This is a genomic window from Pseudomonas sp. Q1 (assembly GCF_009935975.1).
Classification (GTDB): Bacteria; Pseudomonadota; Gammaproteobacteria; order Pseudomonadales; family Pseudomonadaceae; genus Aquipseudomonas; species Aquipseudomonas palleroniana.
Genome location: NZ_QODI01000008.1, coordinates 286,780 through 306,534 on the forward strand (window position 1 = coordinate 286,780; position 19,755 = coordinate 306,534).

Sequence of the window (19,755 nt, forward strand, 5' to 3'; positions counted from 1 at the left end):
CTTCTCAAGGGAGGTGCACGGTCTGATCTGGCTGAGCCGCCACCGCGAAGATGGCTGAGTTTGGCTCCAGCACTTTCAACTGCCAGGCGCCCAATTGCTCGCCGCTATGCAGCAGCCGAACATCCATGAGTGAGCGACTGTCATGAGGTGCGACCGCCAGAAAACGCTCACCCCCGCGGGACTCGACGCTGAACACTGAGAACGGTGGCGAGAGCGGCGCGGGCTTGGGGCGAGCCGTCTGTTTTGGCTTGGTCACGGAAGGCGTCGGTGGTGAGGTTGATGGCGGACTCTTAAGCTCCATAAACTGCTGCTCGACGTGCTCAAGGCGTGCGCGTAGCGCGGTCATGTCCGCTGCGGTGGCGCGGGCTGCGAGACCATCGCGCAGTTCCTGTATCTCTTGCGCCCACTGATCCAACATCGGATCGAGGGTATTGGCCTGTTGCCCACCAGTATCGACTATCTGCTTCAGGTCTTTCAGCGCGTACTGCAGCTTCTCCTGGGCGTCCTTGAGGGCGCTTGAATCATGTTGCAGGGTGTCCAGGGTTTGTCGGTATTGCGTGTTCGTGCTCTGCAGTTCGGCCACGCGTTGATACTGGCTATACAAACCACCGCTCAGGCCGGCGACCGCCAAGCAAAGCAGGCCAATGATGAGGGTTTGAAACGTCGAGGCTCTCATGGGCGTGCCTCCAACAGATGGGGCGAGACGGGTGTGATCAGCGCGACGCCGGCCTCCGTTTTCTGCTGTTCGAAGCAGACTGAACGGCTGACTTCGTCGGTCGTGAGTTGCCAGGCGGGGCCAGCGAGCACTTGCAGCGCGCGGCGCAAAGAGATCGGGCCGAGCCGGTAATGGGCCGCGGGCAGGGGCCGAGTAAACAGCACCCTCACGGACGCGGTAACGGGGCAGAGCGAATAGCCCGAGCGCTGCAATACGTACTGCAATGCATCCTGCACCGAAGGGTTCAGGCTGGACGGGATGCTCACGTCAATGATTTGGGCAAGAAGATCGCGTTGTTCCGTGGTGGGCTCGGTGCTGACCAGCGTGTAGCGGCCATAACTAAGCTCTGCCGAATGGCTTCCTTCGGCTGTACCCTTCGAGTGCTGGGCCCGATTGGAGCCACTGTCGATTGTTGGATGGGTCGGCAATGGAGTGGGGATTTGCGCGGTGCAGGCGCTCAACAAACCCAGCAGGCAGACAGGCGTGAAAAAACGCTCCATGGAAAAAACCTCATGTCAGATTCAGTTCAGAACCTGACATGAGAAGCAGGAGCGATTCAGTGAGAAAGTTGATTCAAGGCGGGTCGTGTTAAAACCGAACGCGTTGTTACTCATCAAAAACGGCGAGCCCATCCAAGACGGCAGCTTCGGGGTCGAAGATCAACAATCGCACATCCGCCAATGCCGCCAGATACAGTACGTTGACCAAAGCTTCCGGCGTGCCGGCGTCGAGCTGCTCTTGTCTCAGGGTTGAATAAGGCTGGCTCTCAATGTTCAGCAGGTTGTCGTCCGTCCATGGCGTGCCGATCAGTTTGCATCCGATACCGCAGCAATCCGGCAACGCGAACAGTTCGAACAAGAGGCCAGTTTGCCGCGAAGCGAAGTGACTGACCCATTCTTCCAGATAAAGCATCGCTTCTTCGGGAAGGTGCGCGGTACTGATTTCCCAGGCTCGACTGTAGTGTCCCGTTTCGAAGCTCAAGCGATGGACCATGGATTGGGCTTCTTCCAGGGAGTACAGATCACCGAGGTGATGCCGCTCGTTGAGCATTTCGCCCATCACAGCGTAGATTACTTGGCGCACTTGCCCGGTGGACTGGCAGCGTTCATCCAAATCATCCGAAATGGATTGGCCTTCGCTGATCAAGGCGAAATCGTCATTGAACAGGCAGGGGAACAGTTGCAGCTCGTCGTCGGGCAGATGGGCTTGTGCGTCATGCACGGGTCGAAAGCAGGGAGGGCAGTCGTCTTCGTAGGTGATCAGTAGCAGCCGTTCGATATGTAGGTTGTCGTAACCGCGAGCAAATGGGTTTGAGGCCGTCAGCAGGGCTGCAGCTTGGTGTGTGGGGTTCATGAAGGTTCTCCAGAATGAAAATGAACAAGGCGCCCGAAGACGCCTGTGAGGGTTAAAGCCAGCCATGTTCGGCAAGAGAGAGAGGACGACCTTCACCCACGATGAAGTGATCCAGTACGCGCACTTCGATCAAGGCCAAGGCCTCTTTCAACCGTGCAGTCAAGACGTGATCCGCCTGGCTGGGTTCTGTACAACCTGAGGGGTGGTTATGCACATTATGTGCCCCGTTTTCTTATGTGCCCGAAGGTAGCCACACCGGCGTAGATCAAGGATTTCGGCCCAGCATCAGGGCACATAACCGCAGGCCAAGCGCAGCATGACATCTCCTTCGCTTTTCTAGAGAGGTGGTTGTCATGTTGGAACATCACTTTCGGTCGTTTAAGGCGATTGACCGCATCAAGGCCCTGTGGCTGGGCCCGCAGATCGAGCGTTACGTCCAGTCGCTCGACGAGCAGCACACGTCCAATGACACGGTTCGGCAGCATGTCCGGGCGCTCGCGCACTTCAACGATTTCGCCATCGCAAGAGGCGCTACGCAGTTGCAGGAGCTTCCCGATCATGTCGATCCTTTCGTCGAACGATGGAAGGCCGAACATGGCGGCTGGTGCAAGAACGCCCAGGACAGGGCGGCAGTTGTCGCGCAAAGCCGTATTCCCGTGGAGCGGATGTTGTGCGTGGCCTTGTCCGGCTACACGCGACCGAGCAATAAGCCCGCCATGCCGTTTTCCGTCTCCGTCCCGGGCTTCTTCACCTTTCTGGTGGAGGAGAAGGGGTTGCTCCGTACCACGCTGCACAATTACATCTACACGCTGCGTCCATTCGAGTCGTACCTAGCGCAAGCCGGTATCGCCTTGGCCGGACTGACGCCTGCTTGCATCACCGATTTCCTCAGCGAGCGCGCAAAAACCCTACACAAATCCGGCATGCTCAACAGCGCAGGGGCCTTGCGCGTCTTTCTCCGCTATCTGCACCGAGAGGGCATGGTGGTCACGGATCTCGTGCACGGTGTGCCGCGCGGGCGCAGCTACAGGCAGGCCTCCATTCCTCGCGCCATTCGCTGGGAGGATGTCAAGCGACTGCTTGCCAGCATCGACCGGCGCTCGGACCTGGGCAAGCGCGACTATGCCATTCTGGTATTGCTGGCCAGCTATGGGCTGCGTGCCAGGGAGATCGCGGCCCTCTGCCTGGACGACTTCGACTGGAAGCACGCCCAGGTCAGTATTCCCATGCGCAAAGGTGGGCACTCGACCCGCTATCCACTCTCGGCGACAGCCGGCGAAGCGGTCATTGAGTATCTGCAGGTTCGACGCACCGACGTGGTACATCGCCAAGCCTTTCTCACGGTCAAGTCGCCCTACGCGCCCATGCAGCACGCCACGGTTTCATCGATGGTCGGCATCCGGCTACGAGCCGCCGGCATCCAGGTATCCCGAGCGGGATCGCACACCCTGCGCCACGCCTGTGTGCAGCATCTCGTCGAGGCCGACGTCCCCTTCAAGGTCATCGGCGACTACGTTGGCCACCGCAACCCGGCTTCCACATTGGTCTACGGCAAGGTGGCGCTGCACAAGCTGCGCGAACTGGTCATCGCAACCGCGGAGGACGTGTTATGACCTCCCACTGGAATGGTTTTCACAGCCCCCTCGCATCTCACATCGAACAGTACTTGCGTGCCAAGCGGGCCATGGGATGCAAGTTCGCCAACGAAGACCGCCAACTGCGTCTGCTCGACCGGTTCCTGGATGAGCAAGGCATCGACAGCATTGAGGCGATCGATGCCGGATGCCTGCAGGCCTTCCTGGTCTCCCGTCATCGCACCAACCCACGCAGCTACAACAACTTGCTGGGCAATGTGCGACGGCTGTTCGACTGGATCGTCAGTCAGCAGCTGCTCGCGGCGTCCCCTGTACAAGCCAGGGCGCAGCCGCAGACGGCCCGGCGGCTGCCTTTCCTGTTCCCGCCCGAGGCCATCCGACAACTGCTGGTCCATGCCAAGGCATTGCAGGACAACTCGCGCGCGCCGCTGCGGGGCGCCACCTACGAGATGATCTTCGCCTTGCTGGCCGGCCTCGGCCTTCGGGTTAGCGAGGTAGCCCGCCTGCAATGGGGCGACGTGGACCCGGAGCGCGAAGTCCTGGAGATCCGAAACACCAAGTTTGGCAAGGACAGGCTGGTGCCATTCGGCCCCAAGCTGGCCGCCAGGCTGCGCGGCTATTTGGTCCTACGCGAGGCCCGAGGTTATACCTGCGCGGGTGCCTGCTTCCTGTTCTCCTGGAATGGACGAGATCCCATCAGCACGAACAGCATCCGCAATACGTTCCGCGATGACCTCCTGCCGCAATTGGCTCTGGATGTCCCGGCCGGCGTCTTCGGACCGCATGTCCACGGACTGCGTCATTCGTTTGCAGTCCGAACGCTGCTGAGGTGGTATCGCCAGGGGATTGCGCCTGCCGATCGCCTGCATCACCTGTCGACCTTCCTCGGGCACCTCAACCCAGCCAGCACGGCCGTGTACCTGACCATCACCAGTGACCTGCTCAGTGCTGCCAACCAGCGCTTCGAGGTCTTTGCACCGTTGCTTGCCGAAGAGGTGGCGCCATGAAACTCCAGAGTTTTTCATCGGTCATCCATGGCTACATCCTGGACTACCTTCCCCGGCACAAGGGCTTACAGCCCAGCACTATCCGCAGTTACCGCGACAGCCTGCGCCTGTTTCTGGTCTTCGTCGCCGGAGCGCATCACCGGGGCGTAAGCGAACTGGAGCTGGAACATCTGGACTACCACGTGGTGCTAGCTTTCCTGCGCAACATGGAGGTCGAACGTGGCAACGCCATCAGCACGCGCAACCAGCGCCTGGCGGCGCTGCACGCGCTCTACGAGTACATCGGCCGCACAGTCCCCGAGATGCTACCGTCCTGCGCAAAGGTTGCGGCCATTCCGATGAAGCGCTGCCCTCTGCCGGAGATGAAGTTCCTGGCACGCGATGAAGTCGAAGCCTTGTTCGCCAGCATTCCCGCTCAGGACAGGCTCTCGATACGCGATCGCGCGCTCTTGATGCTGCTGTACAACACGGGGGCGCGTGTCTCCGAAGTGGCCCAGTTGACGGTCGGCCAGCTCGATTTGCAGTCGCCCGCCCAGGTTCGATTGCTGGGCAAAGGCTCGAAGTGGCGGACCTGCCCCTTGTGGAGCCAGACGGCGAAGGCCTTGCAAGCCATGCTGGACGAACGCGCCGCCTCCTTGGGGCCAGCCGAGTCGGTGTTCGTCGGGATGGGCGGAGCGCCGATGACCCGCTTCGGTATCTACAAGCGCATCCGCCACCTTGCGCAGGCCTGGGAGGCCTCGGCCAGGCCCTTTTCGCAGGTCCGGGTCACGCCGCATGTGTTTCGGCATACCACCGCGGTTCATCTGCTCGAAGCTGGCGTCGAGGTGAATGTCATTCGGGGCTGGCTGGGGCACGTCAGGCTGGAGACGACCAACCGGTATGCCGAAATCACCATCCGCATGAAGACCGATGCACTGGAGCTGTGCGAGCCCGTCGCTGCAAGCCTGGGACGCTCGCGCAAACCCGCGTGGCAGGACGATGCCGCAATGCTGGCCTGGCTGTCGTCCTTGTAGTCGCTACCCGCTGCTGGGCTGGGTGATTTGCTTTCGCTTCGCTTGATCGTCCAGCCTCACAACAACCATCCATCTGCCGATCGGGCGGGGATTCGCCGTCTTGGCGGCTCACCCGTTATGTCTCCTGCGACTGGGCAGAAATGCTTGATCTACGCCGGTGTCGCCGCCTTCGGACACATAAGAAAACGGGGCACATAACAGTCATTTTGTGGCGCGCCACAAAATGGCAGAAAATGGCGGCCGCGGCGTTATGCGCGAGGGAACGCTTAACGACTTGGCGGGGGTAGACGCTGGCGCCATCAATGCTGCCGTGAAAGAGGACTTCGAACGCCAACACCCGGTGTTTGGCATCGAGAAAGATCACACCGAAGACTTCATGCTCTTGTTGCACAAGATGCAGTTTTAGGTAGGAGGCCACGGTGTCAGGTGATGTCAGGTTGGGGCCGCGGGTGAATAGCCGACGATCCAGAATATGCAGCGCTTCGTCGATCAGCTGGTTTTCTTGGACGATACGATCGGCCTCGAAATCCGAGCTCTCGATCAAGGTGAATTGGGTGCTCATGGCGGTACCTCCGAAGGGAACAATCAGGGGTACACGCCCGAGGGGAGTGGTGTCCCCGAGGTGGATGTAGAGTCGCGGGCATTAGCCGATGACGCGCTGTTTACAGCCGAGTGAATCGATGGCGTTGACCGTGTAGGTGTGAACCACAACTGTCGCAGGGCAACGGGGAAAAGGCTTTTATGCCCCAGCCGGCTTCGGGATCGAAGTCGGCACTGATGGGCAGCAGCCGAACCAGTCCTCGATGGATGCCGGCGATGCGTTTCTCAATTTCATCCGTCGTGTAATAGAGCGATAACGTGCTGTAGTCCTCGTAAGCAGTAGCGAACAGACAGTCGTCGCAAAGCCAGAAGGATTCCATGTCGGTTCTCCTGTGCTATTGAAGAAAAGGCGCTCGAGGGAGCGCCTTGATGTGGAACATCGTTGACTGTTCAGGCGGACTGAACGGTACGGGTGGCATCACGGCGGGCCGTGCGGGGAGTGGGTAAAGGTTCAGGTTCGACCTGAGCCTCTGTTGGTTCGTCGGTCCCCTCAGCTTCGGCCTCAGCCGATGTTGGAGATGGCTCACTGTTTGGCGCTGGCTCAGCAGGTGCTGTTGCTTCCTGCCTGGCGGGCGCTTTGTATTCGAACGTGCCGTTGACCTTGATCCAGTCGATGAACAGCAAACGACCTTTCAGACTGGCGCCTGGTTGGCCTTGTTTATCGCCTTTCTCGTAGAGAAATGGATCGATCCACAGGTCGCCGATACGGAACGACAGCAAGACCTTTTTCTCGGCGTTGACAGCGTCCATGTAGAGACGAATCAAACGTTCAGCTTCGCCTCCAGCGACCTTGCAGTCGAAGCGGGTGTACTCCACGGCATCGGTGGCACCGTGCAGGGCGGCGATATCGCAGGCCATGAAGGGTTGGCCGCGACGGACTTGTACTTCACGAACACGGTTGAGGTAACCGATACCGGTGGTGTGCAGATTGAAGTAAGTGGTCGCTTCTTGGGATTGGTTGGCGTGGGCCATGGTGGTTCTCCTGTTTCAAGGGAAAACGGCGACGCACAGGCCCTGACGGGGAAGTGAGCCCCCGTCAGGGTGGGTAAGGTGAAGTCGAGCGATGAACGACTCGCCACCGGCAAGCCGATGACGATCAGAACGATGCGTCTGGGGGAATAGCTGTGCAGCAGAAAAACGTCTGAGGTGGTGATCCGCAGGCATGGGGTAGTGGGCATTCATCACCGCTGAAGCGGTAACCGCGCGAGCTTCCGAACGCTGATCGCACTTGGGTAAACCACCACGAACGTGGCGTAGCCTTGAAGGTTCTGGCTACCTGGGCTGGGCTGTCAACGACAGCGAACCACGCCCTTGGTATAAGCCTGTCATAGGGGAGCGTCAAGACGCTGCAACCCGATTTTTTAAGGCCGGAATACAATGGCAGTCACTGGATTGAAGAAAGTGAAGAGTGGGCCTGGCGGGGTGCCAGGCGAGGAACAGAAAAGCCACCTTTGGCGGTCTTACGCAGTCGACAAGCTCCTCGCAAAACTTGGTTTAACTGCGCCATGATTCGCCAACCGACCCTTGTCGTGGCCTGGGTCGGAAGCTGCTGGCACGCATCCGCGCACAAAGGGTGCCCAGTGTTTCCCCGGCGGGCTCCGGGACTGAATACGATCGTCGAAGCGGATGACCGCTATTGCCTGGCAGAGGCAACAGTGGTCATCCGCCACCACAATCAGGTCGAGCACAAAATGGGAGTGAAATTCCGCAGAAGAGAAGGCTCCGAACTCGAAGAGTCCGACCGAGCTACCCGGAGCGAATCGGTCTTGGGTCGCCGTTGGCGGTGATCCGAAGCTACTACAGCAGAGAGGGTGGGATCACGTCAAGGCAGAGGACGCACCCAGCGGTCCCTATAGCGAATGCGAGCGAATGAGCTCACTTGTTGCCAAGATGAGTGGCCAATTGTTCGACAGTTGCCAGGATAAAGGCGCGGTCACTTTCTTTCAGTCCGCGCAGCAGACCCGCGATCATCTGGCCTTGATCATTGGGACGATTGCTCGACTCCGTCAGCAGTTCATCCATCCGGCAGTCGAAAATGTCTGCCAGTTGCATCAGCTTGACCACAGAAAGCTCCACTACACCCCGCTCCAGGCGCGATATGGCTTCACTGCCGATCCCCATGCGCTCAGCCACCTCTTCCTGGGTCAGATTACGCTCGGTCCGGTGTTTCGCGATCATGCGCCCGATTTGGGCTTGGGTTGGATGTTTATGTGCCAAGTGATGAGTTCTCCAGTTCAACCCGAATGGTTGAGCAAAGACCCATTGACATGAACATCCTTAACGGTTGAGTATCGACTTATTGGGTTGTTATATTGGCTGAAATCGCTGTGTAATGCGACGTGGGTTCTATTCCTCCAGGAATCAGAGTCCAGGGTGGCCCGTGAGAATGAATGGTCTGATAGGGCCAAGCTGAGGAATGGTTGAGCATGGAAGAGGAGAGCAAGGACGTCATGGATCTGATCTGGGATCGAACACTGGAGCTGTTCATCAAGATTCATGATTGCCCTGATAACCCCGAACACTTCGACAGCCTTGTCCGTTGGCTCAACGAAAATCCTGCTCACCTGAAAGCGTTCAACGAACTAGGGCAGATATGGATTTCGACCGGCATCGCCTTGGCCCGTGAAATCGGACGACCGCTAGACGAGTTGGAGAAGGATCAGGCGCCGTTGATGATGCACTGACAACACCCCCGGGGTTCATGTGAACGCCAATGGCGCCTCATGGACGACGCGTACCTTTGCTGATCGGCACAGTGCCTTTGCAGTCCGGGTACTGGGAGCATGACCAGAACGGCCCTGATTTTCCCTTACGCCTGAGCATTGAGGCATTGCAATTGGGGCAAGCCGGCCCGGCTTCGACCGGTACCGACAAAGTGAGCGCTCCGCAGTTTGCGATCAGCTGCGTAATCCAGTGCGCCTGATTGGCAACGAATGCATCCAAGGTCAGACGTCCCGCTTCGATTTCATCCAGAGCCTGCTCCCAGATTGCTGTCATACCCGGATCCGCGACTGCAGCGGGCACCGCCTCGATCAGGGTATGGGCCGCTGCGGAGGCCATCAAAGCTCGTTTTTTCTTCAACAAATAACCGCGATCAATCAACCCCTTAATGATACCGGCACGTGTGGCTTCGGTGCCGATACCGGTGGTGTCCCGAAGTTTCTGTTTCAGGCGTGGATCGTTGACCAGCTTGGCCACATTTTTCATTGCCTTAATAAGATCGCCCTCGGTGAGCGGTTTGGGCGCAGCGGTGCGCATGGATTTGAGTTCGACGTTGTCCACTGTGCACTTCACACTCTGTTGTAGAGCGGGCAACACCTGGGATTTTTGACTGGGTTCATCGTCTTCGGTGCTGTCGGAGAGCAAGCCTTTCCAGCCTTGGACGAGGATCCGTTTGCCAACAGCAGTCAAACGCTCGGCGCCGCACTCCAGTTCGACCTCGGTTCGATCAAACTCGTGATGCGGCAGAAATTGCGCTAGGTAGTGGCTACGAATCAATTCGTAGACTTGGCGCTCTTGTTCAGACATCCGCCCAAGGTTCGCCGGCTCAGTGGTGGGGACGATGGCGTGGTGCGCGGTGAACTTGGCATCGTTCCATGCTCGTGAGCGCAATGATCGATCGATGCTTCCGAGCGCTGGGCGTAACGCGGGATCCATTTTAAACAGGGCATCGAATACCGCGGCGACCTCGTTGAACATGCTCTCTGGCAAATAGCGGCAATCGCTGCGCGGATAGCTGGTGGCTTTGTGGGTTTCATATAAGGCTTGGGCGATGTTCAGGGTTTCCTGAGCGCCGAGTCCCAACTTGCGTGAACAGACTTCTTGCAGTGTGCTCAGGTCGAAGGGCAGGGGTGGCGCTTCGCAGAAATGCTTAGTCTGCAGCGAGACTACGGTGGCGGTCTTGCTGCTAAAAATCGCTTGGACGGTCTGGCTGGCAAGGGCCTGCTGCAGGCAGCGACCGGCTTCATCACGTCCTGAGCTGGGTGGTAACCACGATGCGATGAAGGGTTGCCCCATTGAGGACAGGTGCACATCCACCACCCAGTACGGCACAGAGACGAAGCTGGCAATCGCGCGGTCTCGTTCAACCACCAAGCGCAAAGTGGGCGTTTGGACGCGTCCAACCGACAGCACGCCGTCATAGCCCGCCCGCCGTCCTAGGAGGGTAAACAAACGACTGAGATTCATACCAATCAGCCAATCGGCGCGGCTGCGGGCGAGGGCTGAGTGATAGAGCGGGAAGGTCTCCTGACTGGACTTCAGCGAGGACAGTGCTTTGCGAATCGATGCCTCGTTGAGTGCGGATAACCAGAGGCGCTCAACAGAACCACGATAGTTGCAGAGCTCTAGTAACTCGCGGGCAATCATTTCACCTTCGCGATCGGCGTCGGTGGCGATGACGACGGTGGTAGCTTCGCTGAGCAGGTGTTTGATGATTTTGAACTGCGCGACAGTCTTGGGTTTGACCTCAACCCTCCACTGCTTGGGAATGATCGGCAGATCATCCAGCGACCAGGTTTTGTACTGATCGCCATAGGCTTCAGGTGGGGCCGTTTCCAGCAGGTGACCGATACACCAGGTGACGGTTGTCTCGCGTCCAATCAAGCAACCATCGCCACGTCGGCTGGCTTCGAGAACCTTGGCGATGTCACGACCTTGGGAGGGTTTCTCGCAGAGAAAGAGACGCATAGAACTGCTCCGGGTTGAGTTCGGAGCAGCGTTGTTGGAAACAGCAGTGGCAAGCTATGAGAAACCTGAATGGCAGGTTCCTCATATTAGTCGGTGAGGGCAGTTTTGATTGGGGGTGAGGCTACTATCTTGTAATCACGTGGACGACAGTGCTTCACGAGCAGCGAGTAATGACAGGCCAGGAACTTCGCGCAAAGGCGCAATTTTTATGCCTCCAAGTTAGTCATGCCGATGGTGGCTGCCCTCTGCGCTTTTTGGACTTCGACGCAGGCGAGCTGGCCTGGTCTGTAGCCTGCCCGACGGGAGCCGCAGACGAGGCTGATTCACTTGAGCGCTCCCGCATGACCACTTTCTGCACGCGATGAGGCAGGATGCCGACACGACGCGCCTCGATCTTGAAGGTGACCCGCGCATTGTCTTCACTGTCCTCCCACTCATCGCGCACGGTGCGGCCCTCTACCAACACGCGCATGCCTTTCTGATACAGCGTGCTCCAGTGTTCAGCCTCGCGGTGCCAGAGCTCGACCGGCGCCCAATAGCCGCCTCGATCTTCATAGCTGCCCTCGCGTGGCACGGGGTTGTCGAAGTACACATTCAGCCGCAGCAAACGCCGTGGCTCGTCATTGCCTGACGGAAATTCCTGGAACTCTGGCGCACTGCCGATATTGCCTTCGCCGACAAAAAAAGTACTCATCGTGATACCTCTACTGCGGTTGTGAATTGGCGCAGCAGCCGTTCGGCACTGTCCATTTTGATCGCGCAGGTTGAGGCCTGGCGGTAGAGCGAATGCACCACGCTCATCTGTAAGTTCAGTGCAATGCGCTCGCATTCGAAACGGTGCAATCCCTCGCGTACGGCTTGCGGCAAGGCCTTGTTGGAGGCCTGGCGTTCCCAGACCGCAACGCCCATACGGGCGAAGTCACGGGTGCGCCATCGCAAAAAGGTGCTGCCCGCAGTGGTGTTTTGCAGCACCATTCGAATATCCAGCAGCGAGTAAGGCGGTTGTCCGGCCTGCTGCACCACAGCGTCCATCAGACGACGTAACTGCGCCTCGGTTTCCCTCGCCACCTGCGCCAGGTATTCCAGTTCCCCCTTACCTTTAAAAGGTTTTAAAAGGCCTTTTAGGGAGGTAGCGTGTTCGAGCTGTCGATAGGCATCCGGTGTGAGTGTTTCGAGGGGGATTAGCTGAGTCGAGATAATGGGTTTCATGCTTCGTCCTCCGGCTCATCTACTGTCGCAGATGGCTCTATCGCGTTCTCCGCCGACGCGTCAGTGTCATCTACCGCCCCAGCACCCCGACGAACAATAGGTGGCGCGAACTGGGAGCGGCGATGCCCCTCAAGGATGTCTGTAGGGGGGAGACCCATTCTCTCGATTGCCGCCAGAGCACGAGCGTTGTTCGCCGCCATGTCATCACGGGTGACGCCAGCATGCCGATAGCGCTGGGCCTGGCCGAACAGGCTACGCAGCAAATGGGCACCGTCGTCTATCCAGGCTTCCATGTCTCGGCGACCAATCAAGGCGGTGTGATGAGCCAACAGGGTGTGGCGCACCAGCGTGTCGTAGTCAGTCAGCAGGTAGACGGCGAGGAAGCCCAGTTGGCTGCCGATGTACAAGGGTAAGGTGACGGGGTGGATGTTGAGGTTATCGCTCATGTCGATCTGCGTCGGCAGCTCTTGTCTGATCCGGTCCAACTGCCGGGTCAGTTCCAGCATCCCAGCCTTGGCCTGCATCAATTTTTCTTCGAGCTGCACGATCGCCCAGTCGGCATAAGGATCGTCCTGCGCTGCGGCCTGTTTGATCAGGTTAGTGACGCTGATGTAGCCCGCCATACCCATGATCGAGTGGACGCCTTCGCGTGCGGTTCGACCTTGCCAAATTCGGGCGGCGTGGTGGGTATGCAGTGTCAGGGTGATGCTGCTGCGCAATGAGCCAAGGTTAAGCTGATAGTGATCGGCCACGGTGTCGTCCTCGCATAGGCTTGGACGGGAAGTTGCGACAGATGAAGGTAAAGGGCATCCGAAAAGCTGAATGCTGTCTGTTCGATTTGGTTCGAGACGGTTGATTTTCGAGACGCTCGTCAGTGATGCCAGTGGCATCAAATCTACTGACGTCCAGGGCGTTTGCTACGCAGCTGGCGTAGTTCATCCAGGCACGCTTGGGCGAGGGCAGAGGCGGGTTCGCCCTTTTTCCCAAGCTGGCGCGGGGGAGCGGGTGGCGGTTCTGTCATGGGTAACGACTCAGCCTGACCTGCCCAAGGGCGGAAATCGCCCTTCAGCGCCCGCTGGATCAGGCCCATCAGATACGCCGCCGGTTTGCGGACGCTGCCTGCCGCACACCGCGCGGCCGCTTCGTTGAGCACAGCCTGCCGATCCGCTGGTTTCAGCTTGTTCAGCGTCACGGTGACGGCCTGCCGCTCGCTCGGACTCAGGTGCAGCGGATTAGGCCAGTGCAGGTTGTCCACCGCTGGGGTCGCGCGCGGTACAGTACAAATACATTCTTTTAATACAGTACAGGCAGTGTTCGGGTTCCGAACGCTGCCGGAAACCTTGGCGTTCAGACCCGGTTCGGAATCCGAACGAGGTTCCACACGATTCCGAACGCGGTGATCGCCAGCCAGTTCGGAATCGTGTACCGCTTCATCGGTCGCCTGATCTAATCCTTGCTGGGTTAGATGTTCGCTCCAACTGTCGAGCCGGGTGGGGATTCGACCCAGATCGATATTCGTGTCTTGGCGAATTTCTCCCAAAACATGCTGAGCGACAATTCGCACAGCCTTGGTCGCATGAGAGAGGGTGTGTCCAACCAGCTCCAGATATTCCTGATCCAGCTCCATTGCTTCGGCGGGGGTTAACGGTTCATCGTGCAGGACGTAAAGAGAACCTTGTAGGCGTCCGCTGAGCTGATCGCGACCACGGCTTACCAAACTAAGCCAGCGCGTCAACCTGAGCATCGTCAAGACGCGAGCGATGGTTTCCCGGGAAGCTGATGCCCCATAGGGTACGCTCGATAGGTAAGGTTGCAAATCTTCATAGCGCGGTGTGACCACTCCCTGGCCTTGCAGCATGAATCGAAAGACTTGCCAGGCATTACGTTCCAACGGCGTCAGCCGATCATCCAGCAGCAGGCGACGCGGCACGACTTCGTGTGATTGGCCACTGAACAGAAATCCAGCCTGCAGCGCCTGGTTGGAAGGGGGTTCAGTGGTCGGGTGTGCAGGCCAGCGCTCACTCAACTGCTGGGTGCATTGCCGCAGAATACGCTGCCAGCGACTGGAGGGGACGGTGTTCATGTTCCGTTGCTGTAATGGTCGATCTGCTGCCAAACGATGGTCAAGCTGATCTGTTGCTCCTCCGCCAACATCATCATTGCGTCGAGCTGATCCTCAGCACCTTCCTCAGCGCGTAGTTGGCACCAACGCTGCCAGAGTGCATGTTCCTGCGCTTCGCTCAAGCTCTGGGGGCGGCCCTTACGGGTTTCTATCTTGAGCAGCCGTCGGCGCAGGGCGGTCTCCGAATGCGCCAAGCCGAAGCACTGATACATGATTGTACTGCTGGCACCGAGCTTGAGCGCTCGGTTGATCAGGCGCTCATTCTGTTCGTCGCGTTCGGCCTGGTCGATCAACCGATGCAGCACCGGCGAATCAATCTTGATCTCAACCCAGGGGACGGTGGCGTGGGCCAGGCGTGACAGCGTGCTGGGCGGTAAGGATTGCAACAGGTAAATGTCCTCTTCACCCAGCCCGAGTGCCTTGCAGCGTTGCAGATTACCCAGGCGCAACTCGTGAAGGACCTGCGTCAACATGGCCTGGTTGAGCACATTGAAGGACAGGTTCATGGCAACTCCTTAGGTGAATCGTCTTCATGAGTAAGCGTTAGGTCAATCAGACGACGGGCCAGACGGATCAGGCGATACAGTTTAATTAACAAGCTGTCGGGCAATCGCTCCAGTCCTACGTCCATGGCGGGACGATCGGCCAGCGGGAGCTGATAGACCCCCAATAGCAATTGCCCGAACAGGGCTGAGGGCAGTTGCTTCCGGTCCTCCCAGTTCACATCGTCTTGAGCGCGCAATAGGGCCAGGAGCAGAAGATGAACGCCCGTCGAACGAGGTGTCGCAAGATCTGCCCGCTCCATATCTAGAGCAAAACCCAATCCTTGCTGCTGATCGATGATGCTCTCGGGACGTCCGGCATAGGCTGTCAGTTCCCGAGCCAGACCGGCGATGGCTAAGCGCAGTTGTTCGGGGGTATCCAGTGTTGGTGCGATGATCCAGATGTCGTCGATCGGACAGGTTGCGACGGTTTTTGTTGGTTCGGAGGCAGTGGCGCGATCAATCTGTCCGCGGATCTGCTGGACACGTGACGGAGGGCTGACTGCTGATACGACATTCGTTACGGGCAGCGTGAGCTGTTCCTCTCGCGCTGTTTCGGTCTGCGTCCAGGTTTCAGCTGATTTGGGATGCGGCTCGGGTGGAGGAGGCTCGGCCGCGGGCTCATCGGCGCTCGGCAGAGGGTTGTTCTCCGATGGCGTGACGACAACGCCGGACGTCCGAATAGCCTGTTGGGTATCGCCAAGCTCCAGGGTCAACATGCGGTAGGACTGTCCGAGTAAGCGGCTCATGCGTTCGAGCAGTTCATCCTGGATTTGCTCAAGGTCGAAGGACTCTGGGTCGGCATCGAATTGCCCTAGGGTATCGAGCCAAAACTCGGGAAAAGCGATGGCGTCGGTTGGATAACGATTCCAGGTTCGTTCAGCCTGGCTACGCAGACCAATCAGACGTTCAATTTTTGGTTTTCCCAATCCGGCATACAGGGTTTGTGGGATGACGGGCAGTAAATGTTCAAGGGTGTCTAGCATCCGGCTGATGTGCGACTGCGAAATCGGATAGCCACCAGCGGCAAGACGTCGTGCCAGCTCACGTTGCGAGAGTGTTGCGCCATCTGATTCAAGCATGGCCTTGAGTTTGGCCACTGCCTGAGCACGCTCTATGAAGGTGAGCTGACCGTGTAGATCGCTTTCGGCCAGATGACCGAGTAGCGCGCTGATTTCATCGGTCCAGGGTCGAAACAGGCAATGGATGCGGAAGAAACGCTCGTCGCGGGTTTCCTGCCACAGCTCGCCGAGAATCGCCAAGCGCGTATTGCCGCCGTTGCGGATGATGAAGTGAGTTTCACCCGGGCGGCGGGTTATCGGTGGAGGTTGGTCTAGCCCGCGTTCACGGATGGAGGCCTTTATGTCGTTATAAAACGGATTACGGATGAAGCGCGGGTTGTGTTCGTAGGGCCGTAACTGCTTCAGAGTGATCAGCATAGGCGTATCAGTGAGTGGATCGGACAGCCGCTCCATTTCTGGACCGCGAGGGAAGTGGTCTTGGTGCAGTTTTTTGGTGATTTCCTCCTGAGTGAGCTTCTTCATTGGAGCAACCTCAATTAACGCCGGGTGCGCAAATGGTCACCGACCTCGAACTTAACGATCTCAGCTGTTCCCGAACCTTCGAAATACCGAGACATTTCCGCGAGAAACCAACCCATGGCCGAGCGCCCACGCTGCAAGCGAAAGACCACGGTGCAGTATTTCTCGCTAGATGGTTGATCTTGTCGAATGGATGGCTGAACGATGATGGGAAATTGATCCAACATCAAAAGACTCCTCGCCAAACACTGTTGGCCTAAAGGTTGAACAAACAAAATGATTTGGCGCGAAATACCGTCTTCGGAGTTCGCCTTATCGAACCTCTGCGTATCTACTGATCCTAGAAATCGCTTCGCGCCATTCCGGAAACAACTCGATGGCCAGCGCTTGCATGGTTTTCAGCACTGAGTGCGAGCGTCGTTCATGTGACTGGCGAGTCTCGATTCGGTGGGCTGGTAGACCAAGGGAGGCGGCATTGAGGTAAGCCACTCGGTCTGGAACTATGGTGTTTAAAACTGAGATTGTGGGAGCTTCAGTGAAGGCCTCGTGCAGGCCACGGATGATCATTCGCGTGTCTACTCGGATCCTATTTACCTGGTTCAGCAGTAGTCGCAACGGTGGCAGCGTAATACCCACGTGACGAAATGCTTCGAGGTCAGTGAACAGTCTCAAAGTGCCGCGACGCAGTTCGCGGGCGGCTAGCATTTCCGGTGTGATGGGGGAGAGGGCGATATCGCACGCCAGAATGGCCATCTCCAGCAGCACACTGCGTGCGCCTTGGGTGTCGATCAAAAGCAGGTCATAACGGGGGCGAAAATCGTGGAGCAAATTGCGCAGCCGTAATCGCCCGTCAGGAGCATGTAGCAGTAATGTACTTAACTGGCCCTGAGCGTCATTGGAGATGATCAGGTCGAGTCCTGCAATCACGGTCTTGGAAACAATCTGTGCAGGCGTTGTTAAGTTGAGTGCAATGAGCTCGTACGCGCCAGCGACAGCTTTCTGGCTCAAGGCGTAATAGCTGGAGAGGGTGGGTTGGCTATCCAGATCGAGCAGTAGGACGCGTAGACCCGCATCTGCCAGCAGACCGCCGAGATTGGCGGCTACTGTCGTTTTGCCCACTCCACCTTTGGTAGACACCACTGATACCACACGCATGGCATCAGGCCTGCTGCGCCAGACGCTGATTGATCCATTGTTCGATCTCCAGCGAGTCCCAGCCGACTGCGCGAAGTCCTATGCGTCTGGCTTGGGGGAATTTTCCTTCCTTCATCAAGCTGTAGATGTGTGCACGCTTGAAGCCGGTTTTACGCTCCACCTCCTCACGCCGCATGATGTGACGCTCGATTTGAGGATGAGTTGCTTCAACGGCGGGTGAAGTTTGGCTGGCCATTATGGTCACTCCTGGCGTCGATTGGCGCGTGGTGGGCAATGACCCGTAGTTAATAGCAGAACACCGAGGAAGTCATTGCACTGCAATCGAGCGCGTTGCATTGCAGTGCAATGATTGGTTCAGGAGTTTTTTTTGAGAGCGCGATTGGCTGCCGCGAACTTTTCATCTAACGTTCGTTTGCTGAGACCGGGAATGTCATTGTGGCGCGCGGTTAAAGCATCGACGATTGCGGCTTGGCTTTTGAACACGGAAAGAGGTTTGCCTGCGGGCGAAACGTCCAAGAGGGTATTGATCAAGGCACCTATGATCTGCAGGTAGGTGTGTTCACTTCGATCGCTGAGTTGCCCCTGCGTCTTGACCAGCGCTTTAAGACTTTCCTGCTCAAATCCCAGGGCCTGAAGGTCAACTTCGATATTTTGGAGTTGACGTTGCAGATCATCGCGCTCTCGCAGGAGGGCGTCCCGCTCGGCCTGAAGTGCAAAGTAAACGCCTAGGCTGATTTTGTCTTGTGGGTCATCGTTCGACTCGAACAGAAAGCTTGGCCTCTGATCGGGATAGTAAACTTGCATCCATTGGCGTAGATCAGCGTGTCGTACTGTCAACAAAGTGGGTTCTACGGGAGTACCCAGGGGGACCGAAATACCGAAGCAGCCATACGATAACTCGCCATTGCGAACGGCGTCATAAATTATATCGGTATTGGCCTGTAGGCACGGCCAATGAGGAAACATAATCCTGAGCTTTTCCGGACAGGACCAAGCCGCTCTCACGATCTGTGCTTCGTAACGAATGAGGTTGCACCAACGCAATGCCGCGTCGATGGGACGATAGAAGATTTTAGCCTGCGGATTAAAGTTATTTGACATATGCGGACGGACCTCCATTTCTAATGGAAAGGCCTCTCGCGCATCCCTATCTTGCCTACCCGCTGGGAAAACTGCTGGCAGTAACTGTTTTATTGGGACCTTCTGCTTGATGAGGTCATTCCATTTATCCAAATCCTAAAGTGATGCCTTTATTCTTTAGGGTCTCCTTCTAGGTAGACGGGCGGGATCGCACCGCAGGGATTTACCGTTGATTTTTCGGCTAATTGCCGTATTGGATCCCAGTGGGGGGGACCATCTTTTTCATTGTGGGTTCACGCCGTCAGTCGCAATTTCATTTGGGCTGAAATGCCCAAGTACGCTGATTCTCCGGTTCAAACTACGACGGAGTTGTTCTTTCTGGTGAAGACGAAAGGTACCGAGAGCTGGTATTTCCGCTTTCTTGGGCGGGCAAGCAGCGTCGTGTATCGCTCGGTACTTACCTGAAAATAGCTTTGTGCGATGCTCGCGTTCTGTGTGATATCGCCAGGGCGCTGGTCGCGAAGGATATCTATCCCTGCGATCAGTGACACCTTGAGCGCAATGCCAAACTGTTGGCCCTGCAAATCACCGTCTGAGCGTTGTTTTAGCATCGATATGATGCATGTCTTAGGTCCAGAAGGTTGGGCGGAAGACTTGACGTCGTGGCATTCGAGGAGTCCAAGCTGTGATGTTTCGGTCGTCCCAACTTTTTCGGTCTGCCGTCGCAGGGCTTAAGCAAGATCGGCCGCAGCACCTTTGAATGCCAATGCCAAGATCATGTCTGAAAAGAGCGCTACGTGCTTGTTTTAGACCTGACTGCTCGTTACCTTATCCAGACGTGTTGACTAGGAGATCGCGCTCGATGCCCAACGCCTTGCTCTCCCAGCATGCCGACACCCCGGCGGTGGCTGGCGTGTTCTGCACCTTGTCCTTCTTGCGCACCCCTGCAGCCCCCGATGCTCCGGCTCGTCGATTGGTCAGTCGCACGCTGCAGCAGCCGTTCAGCCGCACCACCCGGTTGTTCGGGACCCGGGCCTTGAACAATGAAACCACCGGTCACGCCGATGCGGTGACCGTCGCCGGCCTGACCGGCCAGCCGCTGTCGCTGCACACCGCCGATGGAGATGCGACCCT

23 protein-coding genes and 1 pseudogene are annotated in these 19,755 nt (G+C 57.7%); 5 read left to right on the forward strand and 19 right to left on the reverse strand.

What is annotated here, in order from left to right; translation table 11 throughout:
• Positions 1–4: 4 nt before the first annotated feature.
• From DK870_RS15170 to DK870_RS15185, 4 genes and pseudogenes are all read right to left on the reverse strand, one after another.
• The gene (locus DK870_RS15170) at positions 5–676 is read right to left on the reverse strand and encodes a chemotaxis protein (RefSeq protein WP_161549015.1); all 672 of its coding nucleotides are present in this window, start codon (positions 674–676) and stop codon (positions 5–7) included.
• Positions 673–1,215: a PilL N-terminal domain-containing protein gene (locus tag DK870_RS15175; RefSeq protein WP_161549016.1), complete on the reverse strand. Its 543-nt coding sequence runs from the start codon at positions 1,213–1,215 to the stop codon at positions 673–675. Before DK870_RS15175 ends, DK870_RS15170 begins: the two co-directional genes overlap by 4 nt.
• A gap of 106 nt (positions 1,216–1,321) precedes the next feature.
• Positions 1,322–2,068 (reverse strand): ABC transporter substrate-binding protein, encoded by a 747-nt coding sequence (locus tag DK870_RS15180; protein WP_161549017.1) that lies wholly within the window; start codon positions 2,066–2,068, stop codon positions 1,322–1,324.
• A gap of 52 nt (positions 2,069–2,120) precedes the next feature.
• Positions 2,121–2,282, reverse strand: a pseudogene (locus DK870_RS15185) (JAB domain-containing protein); the annotation flags it as partial.
• 139 nt (positions 2,283–2,421) lie between these two features.
• On the opposite strand from DK870_RS15185, the gene DK870_RS15190 reads away from it, so the two are divergent.
• The 3 genes from DK870_RS15190 to DK870_RS15200 are packed head-to-tail and all read left to right on the forward strand — an operon-like array spanning position 2,422 to position 5,683.
• Positions 2,422–3,681: a tyrosine-type recombinase/integrase gene (locus DK870_RS15190; protein ID WP_161549018.1), complete on the forward strand. Its 1,260-nt coding sequence runs from the start codon at positions 2,422–2,424 to the stop codon at positions 3,679–3,681.
• On the forward strand, positions 3,678–4,670 hold the full coding sequence (locus DK870_RS15195) for a tyrosine-type recombinase/integrase (protein ID WP_161549019.1): 993 nt from the start codon (positions 3,678–3,680) through the stop codon (positions 4,668–4,670). Before DK870_RS15190 ends, DK870_RS15195 begins: the two co-directional genes overlap by 4 nt.
• On the forward strand, positions 4,667–5,683 hold the full coding sequence (locus DK870_RS15200; RefSeq protein WP_161549020.1) for a tyrosine-type recombinase/integrase: 1,017 nt from the start codon (positions 4,667–4,669) through the stop codon (positions 5,681–5,683). Before DK870_RS15195 ends, DK870_RS15200 begins: the two co-directional genes overlap by 4 nt.
• A gap of 115 nt (positions 5,684–5,798) precedes the next feature.
• On the opposite strand, the gene DK870_RS15205 is transcribed toward DK870_RS15200, so the two are convergent.
• The 4 genes from DK870_RS15205 to DK870_RS15220 form a co-directional block, all read right to left on the reverse strand.
• Positions 5,799–6,245, reverse strand: coding sequence for a JAB domain-containing protein (locus tag DK870_RS15205; protein WP_256679862.1), 447 nt, complete (start codon positions 6,243–6,245; stop codon positions 5,799–5,801).
• Positions 6,246–6,345: 100 nt separating this feature from the next.
• A complete protein-coding gene (locus tag DK870_RS15210) occupies positions 6,346–6,603 on the reverse strand; it encodes a hypothetical protein (protein ID WP_161549021.1) in 258 nt (85 codons plus the stop codon).
• A 70-nt stretch (positions 6,604–6,673) separates the two neighbouring features.
• Entirely contained in the window at positions 6,674–7,255 is a 582-nt protein-coding gene (locus DK870_RS15215) for an STY4534 family ICE replication protein (protein WP_161549022.1), read from the reverse strand.
• Between the two features lie 903 nt (positions 7,256–8,158).
• On the reverse strand, positions 8,159–8,500 hold the full coding sequence (locus DK870_RS15220; RefSeq protein ID WP_161549023.1) for a helix-turn-helix domain-containing protein: 342 nt from the start codon (positions 8,498–8,500) through the stop codon (positions 8,159–8,161).
• Between the two features lie 209 nt (positions 8,501–8,709).
• Here DK870_RS15220 and DK870_RS15225 point away from each other — a divergent pair, with 209 nt between their 5' ends.
• Positions 8,710–8,967, forward strand: coding sequence for a hypothetical protein (locus DK870_RS15225; RefSeq protein ID WP_161549024.1), 258 nt, complete (start codon positions 8,710–8,712; stop codon positions 8,965–8,967).
• 37 nt (positions 8,968–9,004) lie between these two features.
• Here the strand turns inward: DK870_RS15225 and DK870_RS15230 are convergent, their stop codons facing one another.
• The 11 genes from DK870_RS15230 to DK870_RS15280 form a co-directional block, all read right to left on the reverse strand.
• Positions 9,005–10,972 (reverse strand): DNA topoisomerase III, encoded by a 1,968-nt coding sequence (locus DK870_RS15230; RefSeq protein ID WP_161549025.1) that lies wholly within the window; start codon positions 10,970–10,972, stop codon positions 9,005–9,007.
• Positions 10,973–11,195: 223 nt separating this feature from the next.
• Entirely contained in the window at positions 11,196–11,666 is a 471-nt protein-coding gene (locus tag DK870_RS15235) for a single-stranded DNA-binding protein (protein WP_161549026.1), read from the reverse strand.
• The gene (locus DK870_RS15240; RefSeq protein WP_161549027.1) at positions 11,663–12,181 is read right to left on the reverse strand and encodes a DUF3158 family protein; all 519 of its coding nucleotides are present in this window, start codon (positions 12,179–12,181) and stop codon (positions 11,663–11,665) included. Before DK870_RS15240 ends, DK870_RS15235 begins: the two co-directional genes overlap by 4 nt.
• On the reverse strand, positions 12,178–12,933 hold the full coding sequence (locus tag DK870_RS15245) for a PFL_4669 family integrating conjugative element protein (RefSeq protein WP_161549028.1): 756 nt from the start codon (positions 12,931–12,933) through the stop codon (positions 12,178–12,180). The genes DK870_RS15240 and DK870_RS15245 overlap by 4 nt, the downstream gene beginning before the upstream one ends.
• Before the next feature lie 143 nt (positions 12,934–13,076).
• Complete coding sequence (locus DK870_RS15250; protein WP_161549029.1) at positions 13,077–14,264, reverse strand: STY4528 family pathogenicity island replication protein; 1,188 nt, start codon at positions 14,262–14,264, stop codon at positions 13,077–13,079.
• Entirely contained in the window at positions 14,261–14,809 is a 549-nt protein-coding gene (locus DK870_RS15255; protein ID WP_161549030.1) for a DUF2857 domain-containing protein, read from the reverse strand. The genes DK870_RS15250 and DK870_RS15255 overlap by 4 nt, the downstream gene beginning before the upstream one ends.
• Complete coding sequence (locus DK870_RS15260) at positions 14,806–16,389, reverse strand: ParB family protein (RefSeq protein WP_161549031.1); 1,584 nt, start codon at positions 16,387–16,389, stop codon at positions 14,806–14,808. The genes DK870_RS15255 and DK870_RS15260 overlap by 4 nt, the downstream gene beginning before the upstream one ends.
• Positions 16,390–16,403: 14 nt before the next feature.
• The gene (locus tag DK870_RS15265; protein ID WP_161549032.1) at positions 16,404–16,613 is read right to left on the reverse strand and encodes a hypothetical protein; all 210 of its coding nucleotides are present in this window, start codon (positions 16,611–16,613) and stop codon (positions 16,404–16,406) included.
• Positions 16,614–16,698: 85 nt separating this feature from the next.
• Positions 16,699–17,541, reverse strand: a complete 843-nt coding sequence (locus DK870_RS15270; protein WP_161549033.1) for a ParA family protein — start codon at positions 17,539–17,541, stop codon at positions 16,699–16,701.
• Positions 17,542–17,545: 4 nt separating this feature from the next.
• Positions 17,546–17,776, reverse strand: coding sequence for an AlpA family transcriptional regulator (locus tag DK870_RS15275; RefSeq protein WP_161549034.1), 231 nt, complete (start codon positions 17,774–17,776; stop codon positions 17,546–17,548).
• 119 nt (positions 17,777–17,895) lie between these two features.
• Positions 17,896–18,642 (reverse strand): hypothetical protein, encoded by a 747-nt coding sequence (locus DK870_RS15280; RefSeq protein WP_161549035.1) that lies wholly within the window; start codon positions 18,640–18,642, stop codon positions 17,896–17,898.
• An 841-nt stretch (positions 18,643–19,483) separates the two neighbouring features.
• Between DK870_RS15280 and DK870_RS15285 the strand changes: the two genes are divergently transcribed.
• On the forward strand, positions 19,484–19,755 hold a 272-nt coding region (locus tag DK870_RS15285; protein WP_218580521.1), incomplete at its 3' end, for a hypothetical protein.

What these genes read in the sequence shown, in the direction of transcription:
- DK870_RS15250 (WP_161549029.1), bottom strand. Translation starts at nt 14,264, where the DNA reads ATGAACACCGTCCCCTCCAGTCGCTGGCAGCGTATTCTGCGGCAATGC.
- DK870_RS15175 (WP_161549016.1), bottom strand. Translation starts at nt 1,215, where the DNA reads ATGGAGCGTTTTTTCACGCCTGTCTGCCTGCTGGGTTTGTTGAGCGCC.
- DK870_RS15205 (WP_256679862.1), bottom strand. Translation starts at nt 6,245, where the DNA reads ATGAGCACCCAATTCACCTTGATCGAGAGCTCGGATTTCGAGGCCGAT.
- DK870_RS15255 (WP_161549030.1), bottom strand. Translation starts at nt 14,809, where the DNA reads ATGAACCTGTCCTTCAATGTGCTCAACCAGGCCATGTTGACGCAGGTC.
- DK870_RS15190 (WP_161549018.1), top strand. Translation starts at nt 2,422, where the DNA reads ATGTTGGAACATCACTTTCGGTCGTTTAAGGCGATTGACCGCATCAAG.
- DK870_RS15200 (WP_161549020.1), top strand. Translation starts at nt 4,667, where the DNA reads ATGAAACTCCAGAGTTTTTCATCGGTCATCCATGGCTACATCCTGGAC.
- DK870_RS15235 (WP_161549026.1), bottom strand. Translation starts at nt 11,666, where the DNA reads ATGAGTACTTTTTTTGTCGGCGAAGGCAATATCGGCAGTGCGCCAGAG.
- DK870_RS15275 (WP_161549034.1), bottom strand. Translation starts at nt 17,776, where the DNA reads ATGGCCAGCCAAACTTCACCCGCCGTTGAAGCAACTCATCCTCAAATC.
- DK870_RS15280 (WP_161549035.1), bottom strand. Translation starts at nt 18,642, where the DNA reads ATGTCAAATAACTTTAATCCGCAGGCTAAAATCTTCTATCGTCCCATC.
- DK870_RS15215 (WP_161549022.1), bottom strand. Translation starts at nt 7,255, where the DNA reads ATGGCCCACGCCAACCAATCCCAAGAAGCGACCACTTACTTCAATCTG.
- DK870_RS15270 (WP_161549033.1), bottom strand. Translation starts at nt 17,541, where the DNA reads ATGCGTGTGGTATCAGTGGTGTCTACCAAAGGTGGAGTGGGCAAAACG.
- DK870_RS15210 (WP_161549021.1), bottom strand. Translation starts at nt 6,603, where the DNA reads ATGGAATCCTTCTGGCTTTGCGACGACTGTCTGTTCGCTACTGCTTAC.
- DK870_RS15180 (WP_161549017.1), bottom strand. Translation starts at nt 2,068, where the DNA reads ATGAACCCCACACACCAAGCTGCAGCCCTGCTGACGGCCTCAAACCCA.
- DK870_RS15225 (WP_161549024.1), top strand. Translation starts at nt 8,710, where the DNA reads ATGGAAGAGGAGAGCAAGGACGTCATGGATCTGATCTGGGATCGAACA.
- DK870_RS15170 (WP_161549015.1), bottom strand. Translation starts at nt 676, where the DNA reads ATGAGAGCCTCGACGTTTCAAACCCTCATCATTGGCCTGCTTTGCTTG.
- DK870_RS15260 (WP_161549031.1), bottom strand. Translation starts at nt 16,389, where the DNA reads ATGAAGAAGCTCACTCAGGAGGAAATCACCAAAAAACTGCACCAAGAC.
- DK870_RS15265 (WP_161549032.1), bottom strand. Translation starts at nt 16,613, where the DNA reads ATGTTGGATCAATTTCCCATCATCGTTCAGCCATCCATTCGACAAGAT.
- DK870_RS15240 (WP_161549027.1), bottom strand. Translation starts at nt 12,181, where the DNA reads ATGAAACCCATTATCTCGACTCAGCTAATCCCCCTCGAAACACTCACA.
- DK870_RS15195 (WP_161549019.1), top strand. Translation starts at nt 3,678, where the DNA reads ATGACCTCCCACTGGAATGGTTTTCACAGCCCCCTCGCATCTCACATC.
- DK870_RS15230 (WP_161549025.1), bottom strand. Translation starts at nt 10,972, where the DNA reads ATGCGTCTCTTTCTCTGCGAGAAACCCTCCCAAGGTCGTGACATCGCC.